Consider the following 5,061-nt stretch of genomic DNA (forward strand, 5'->3'; position numbering starts at 1 on the left):
CGCCAGCGCCGCCCCCGCCTGCGCCAGGGCCGCCACCCACAGGGCGTCGCCGGAGGCCGCGGCGCCGGGGCCGTCGAGCTGGTTCAGGTAGAGGGTGCCGATCGTCGCCACACCCACCGTGATGCCGAGCTGCGCCGTGGTCACCATCAGGCCGCTGGCGTGCGGGGCGTCCTCCTGTCGTACGGTCGCCAGCGCCAGGGTCAGATTCGGGCTGAAGGCATAGCCGAGGCCCGCGCCGACGCCGGCGAGTGCGACATAGAGGGCGGCACCCCCCTCGCCGCCGTCGCGCAGCACCGCGCCCATCGCCACCGACGAGACCGCGGCGAGCGCGAAGCCGAACGGGACCGTCAGCGGCTGCAGCCGGGCCGGCAGCCGCTGCCAGGTGAGGCCCGTGATGCCGAAGCCGATCGCGGCCGGTACGAGGGTGAGGCCGGAGCGCAGCGCGCTGTAGCCGAGGCCGCCCTGGACGTGCAGGGTGATCACCAGCAGGAAGCCGCCGTTGATCGCCAGCGCCAGGCCGGTACGGATCACCGCCACCGGCATCCGGCCCGCGCGCAGCACCTGCGGCGGGAACAGCGGGGCGCCGCCGCGGCGACCGAGCCGGGCCTCATGGACGTAGAAGAAGACGGCCAGCAGCCCGCTCGCCGCCAGCGAGAGCCAGCCCCACAGCGGCCAGCCCAGCTCCTGGCCGAGCACCAGCGGCACGGTGAAGAGCGAGACGACCGCGGCCAGCAGCACCAGGCCGCCGCGGTCGAGAGCCCGTACGGCGCGGCCGAAGGCGCCGGGGGCGGCCTCGTCGTGCGGCAGCAGGCGCAGGCCGAGGGCGAGCAGGGCCAGGCCGATGGGCACGTTGACCAGGAAGACCGGCCGCCAGCCGGCGCCGAAGAGGTCGGCGCTGACCAGCAGGCCGCCGACGATCTGCCCGGCGGCGGCGCCGGTGGCCAGCACGGCCGAGTACCAGCCGAGGGCGCGGACCCGGGACGGGCCGGTGAAGGTGCGCTGGATCAGGCTGAGCACCTGCGGGATGAACAGCGCCGAGCCCGCCCCCTGCACCAGCCGGAACGCGATCAGCTGCCCGGCCCCCGCGGCGAGGCCGCAGGCGAGCGAGGCGGCGGTGAAGACGGCGAGGCCGACGAGGAAGATCCGGCGGTGGCCGAGGATGCCGCCGAGGCGGGCGCCGGTGATGAGCAGGACGGCGTACGTGATGGTGTAACCGGCGATGATCAGCTGGAGTTCGGCGCCGCCGGCGTGCAGTTCGGTACGGATGGTGGGCGCGGCGACGTTGACGATGAAAACGTCGAGCAGGGCCATGAACTGGCCGGTCAGGACGATGGCGAGGAGCCATCCCGGTCGGGTGCGGGGCGGTGATGCGGGGGCGTTGTCAGTGCCATCCGCTTTACTGAATTCGGAAGTTGGCGTTGTGGAGACGGAGGCGGGGACGGGGACGGATTCGGTCATGACACTGAGCGTGGTCCCGAGCGAGTACTGGTAACGAGAGCCTGCCGATGCTGGTACTGACAGCACCTGGCAACCGTCCGTCGCACGCTGGACTCTAGGGGGGTGAGCAGCATGGTGACGAAGCCGAACCACCGTCGCCGGCCTGAGCTGGCGGCGTTCCTGCGCAGCCGACGGGCCCGGGTGACACCGGCCGATGTCGGCATGCCACCTGGCCTTCGCCGCCGCACCCCCGGGCTGCGCCGCGAGGAGGTCGCGCAGCTCTCCGGCGTGGGTGTCACCTGGTACACGTGGCTGGAGCAGGGCCGCCCGATCAACGCCAGCGCCCAGGTCCTGGACGCCGTGGCGCGCACGCTGCGGCTGGACACCGCCGAGCGCATGCATCTGTACCACCTGGCGGAGGTGCCGTACGAGGAAGACCCGGACGGGGAGCCTCCGTTCTGCGAGCTCCCGGCCGAGGTGCAAGGCATCATCGACGCACTGAACCCGCTGCCCGCCGCGGTGTACAGCTCGCGCTACGACGTCCTGGCCGCCAACGCCAGCTATGCCCACCTCTTCCCGTCCTTCCACCTGCGGCAGAACCGCCGGAATGTGCTGTGGAGCCTGTTCACCGGCCCCAGTTGCTGCTGCGTGATGATCAATCGCGATACGGAGCTGCCAGTGCTGGTGGCGACCCTCCGCGGGGCGTACGGGCCGCATGTGGGCGAGCCGGCGTGGGAGGAGTTCATACGCGATCTGTGCGGCGAGAGCTCGGACTTCAGGGCGCTGTGGGAGAGCGGCGACGTGGCTCCCGCCGGGGCGCGGATCAAGGTGGTGCAGCATGCGTCGGTGGGCCAGCTGGAGTGTGTGACGACCTCGCTCGCGGTGAGCGGGATACCGGAGACGCGGATCGTGGTCTATACGCCGCACGGCGAGGACTCGCAGTCCAAGATGCGCAAGTTGATGAGCCTCGACGACCCGCTCATCGGCTGCCCGTATCACGCCCGCCCGCTGTCGGAGGCGCTGGCGGTCCAGGCGGAGACCGCGATTACGGCGTGACGGCGGGGGCCTTGCACAGGAGCCGAGCCCCCGCGCGGAGACCGTGCAGCAGGTCACTGCCGGAGCTGTGACCGACGGCGAGCAGCGCGGCGAGGGCGATCGGCGGCACGGAGCCGCCTGCGGCGGGGGCTGCGGTGGCGTGGAGGAGGTCGGCGACTTCGGGTATGCAATGGCCGCTTTCGGCGGCTTGGTGGAGGAGGGAGGCGGAGACGAGCGTGGTGCGCTCAGGCGCGAGGGACGACACGGCCTCGGCGAGTGGGGCGAGCCAGCGGGGCGGGCTCGGGGCGGCGGCGTGGGCGGCGAGCAGGAGGCCGCAGAGGTAGTCGTCGCCGGAGGGGGTGAGTCCTGGGCCCAGGCCGAGGAGGGGGACGGCGGCCTGGTGGATCGCGGCGTTGGGGGCTGCGGGCGTGCCCGCCGGCGCCGCCAGCACCGCCACCAGAGCGTCCGCCAACGGCTCAACTGACGGCGGGAGTTTGCGGCTCAGCCGCAGGCGCGCCAGCGCCGGGAGAGCCGTGGCAACCGCGGCGGCGGGGGCGGACGGCGCAGCCGATGCGGACGGCGCGGTCGGCACGGTGGGCATGGACGGCGCAGCCGATACGGTCGGCACGGTGGGCACGGACGGCGCAGCCGATACGGTCGGCGCGGTCGGCACGGTGGGCACGGACGGCGCAGCCGATGCGGTCGGCGCGGTCGGCACGGCCAATGCGGTCGGCGCGGTGGTCGCAGCCGATGCGGTCGATGCGGTGGTCGCAGCCGATGCGGTCGATGCGGTCGGCGCAGCCGATGCGCTCTGGACGCGGGGCGGCGTCCAGGGCGCACCGGCCGTCACCCGGAGCGGGCCCACCTCGACACGGCCGCCGCCGATACGGCCGCCGCCGATACGGGCGGCGCCGCTGGCGGCGATCCCGGCGAAGGGCCGCTCGCCCGCGGCCGGCGGAAGCACGACCGCCGTCGGGACCCGCACCGCGTCGTGCGCCACCACCGCGAGCGGCCAACGGCTGCCCTCCGGCAGCAGATACACCGCGCGATCCACCACCCCAACCACGCGCGCCCGCCGATACGGGCCCCGTATCAGCGACTCCACCAGCGCGGACGGCGCGCCGACCAGGGCAGCCGGGCTCACGGGCCGACGGAGCCCGGGCCGGCGGGCCCAGCCGTCTCGGCGCGTGTGGACGCAGTGCGGGTGGGCTCCGCCGGACTCAGCGGTCGAGTGCGGCCAAACGCGAGACCCGCCAGGCACAACGACCGAGTGCGGCCTGACGCGAGTGCCGCCAACCTCAACGATCGGATACGGCCAGACGCGAGAGCCGCCAGGCTCAACGGCCGGGTGCGGCCAGACGTAAGACCCGCCAAGCTCAGCGGTCGGGTGCGCCCAGGCGCGAGAACTGCCAGGCTCAACGGCCGGGCACGGCCAAGCGCAAGAGCCGCCAGGCTCAACGGCCGGGCACGGCCAGACGCGAGACCCACCAAGCTCAATGGTCGGGTGCGGCCAGGCCGCCAGGCCCAAGCCCTGCCGCGACCGCCGCAGCCTCCCGTTCGTCCCGGCCGACGCCGACCATCGCACCCTCCCCACTCATCCCGGCCGACGTCGGCCATCGCACCGGGGAGGACCGCCGGACTCACCCGCCACCCGAGCCCGGGCCGCCGTCCGGCCCGATCCGCTCCGGCGCCGGGGCGCCCTGCCCGGTCGGTTCCTCCTCCGGCGCCTCCGGCGGCCCCGGCATCCCCTCCAGAGGAAGGGCCGCCAAAGCCTTCCGGAAGCACTCCAGCGGGGCGTGTGTCAGGCCCGCGCCGATCTGGCCGATGCCGGGCTCGCGGTGTGAGATGCCCGTCGTGATGACCGGGGCGATGCCCGTGTCCAGCACCGCGCGCAGGTCGATTCCGACCGGCGCGCCCACCCCACCCAGCGCCGGCAGCCGGTACGCCTCGTGCCGGGCCAGTGCGATCCGCGCCATCTCCCGGCTCGTGCGCAGCGCCGAGTCGACCGTGCCGCCGACGAAGCCCGTGATGGCGGGCGCCGCCGCAAGCGAGAAGCCGCCGAGCCCGTACGTCTCCGTGATCGCGCTGTCCCCGATGTCCGGGTTGGCGTCCTCGGGTCCGTAACCCGCGAAGTACAGCCCACGGACCTGCGTGGCCGGGGCCGTGAACCACTCCTCCCCCAGCCCGCTGACCCGGATCCCGACCTCGACCCCGTTGCGCGCGAAGGCCGTCACCAGCGTCGAGTGCGGCACGCCGTGCGCGGCGGACGTGGCCAGCTTTGCCGCGGCCATGGAGAAGTTGAGGTACCAGTAGTGGTTTCCGGCGAGGAATCGCAGCACCTCCCGCGCCTCCGCGCCCCCGGCCAGCTCCGCCGCCAGCTCGCGCAGCAGCAGCGCGGACGCGGCGGTGTTGCGGCTGTGGCACTCATCGCCCATCTGCAGCGCCTGCGCCGTGATCGCCCGCAGGTCGACCCCCTCGCCACGCGCACGCAGCGCCGCCCGCAGCGCCGGCGCCAGCACCTCCCCCATCCACCGCAGCCGCGCCATCACGTCATCCCCGAGCGCCCCGTAGCGCAGGCAACGTCCCGCC

Annotated in this window: 4 protein-coding genes; 1 reads left to right on the forward strand and 3 read right to left on the reverse strand. The window is 74.1% G+C overall.

The annotated features are described in order from the left end of the window. Positions 1 to 1,458, reverse strand: a 1,458-nt coding sequence (locus G5C51_RS39695) for an MFS transporter (RefSeq protein ID WP_165245424.1), incomplete at its 3' end; no start/stop codon positions are given. A 111-nt stretch (positions 1,459 to 1,569) separates the two neighbouring features. Between G5C51_RS39695 and G5C51_RS39700 the strand changes: the two genes are divergently transcribed. Further along, a complete protein-coding gene (locus G5C51_RS39700) occupies positions 1,570 to 2,493 on the forward strand; it encodes a helix-turn-helix transcriptional regulator (RefSeq protein WP_165245430.1) in 924 nt (307 codons plus the stop codon). Here G5C51_RS39700 and G5C51_RS44180 read toward each other — a convergent pair. Then, the gene (locus G5C51_RS44180) at positions 2,483 to 3,616 is read right to left on the reverse strand and encodes an oxamate carbamoyltransferase subunit AllH family protein (RefSeq protein ID WP_165245426.1); all 1,134 of its coding nucleotides are present in this window, start codon (positions 3,614 to 3,616) and stop codon (positions 2,483 to 2,485) included. The two genes, G5C51_RS39700 and G5C51_RS44180, sit on opposite strands and share 11 nt — an antisense overlap. Positions 3,617 to 4,112: 496 nt before the next feature. Beyond that, positions 4,113 to 5,061 (reverse strand): oxamate carbamoyltransferase subunit AllG family protein (locus tag G5C51_RS39710; protein ID WP_165245428.1); only part of this gene is annotated, 949 nt, incomplete at its 5' end.

Origin of the sequence: Streptomyces coryli, assembly GCF_011044975.1 — a bacterium.
GTDB lineage: Bacteria > Actinomycetota > Actinomycetes > Streptomycetales > Streptomycetaceae > Streptomyces > Streptomyces coryli.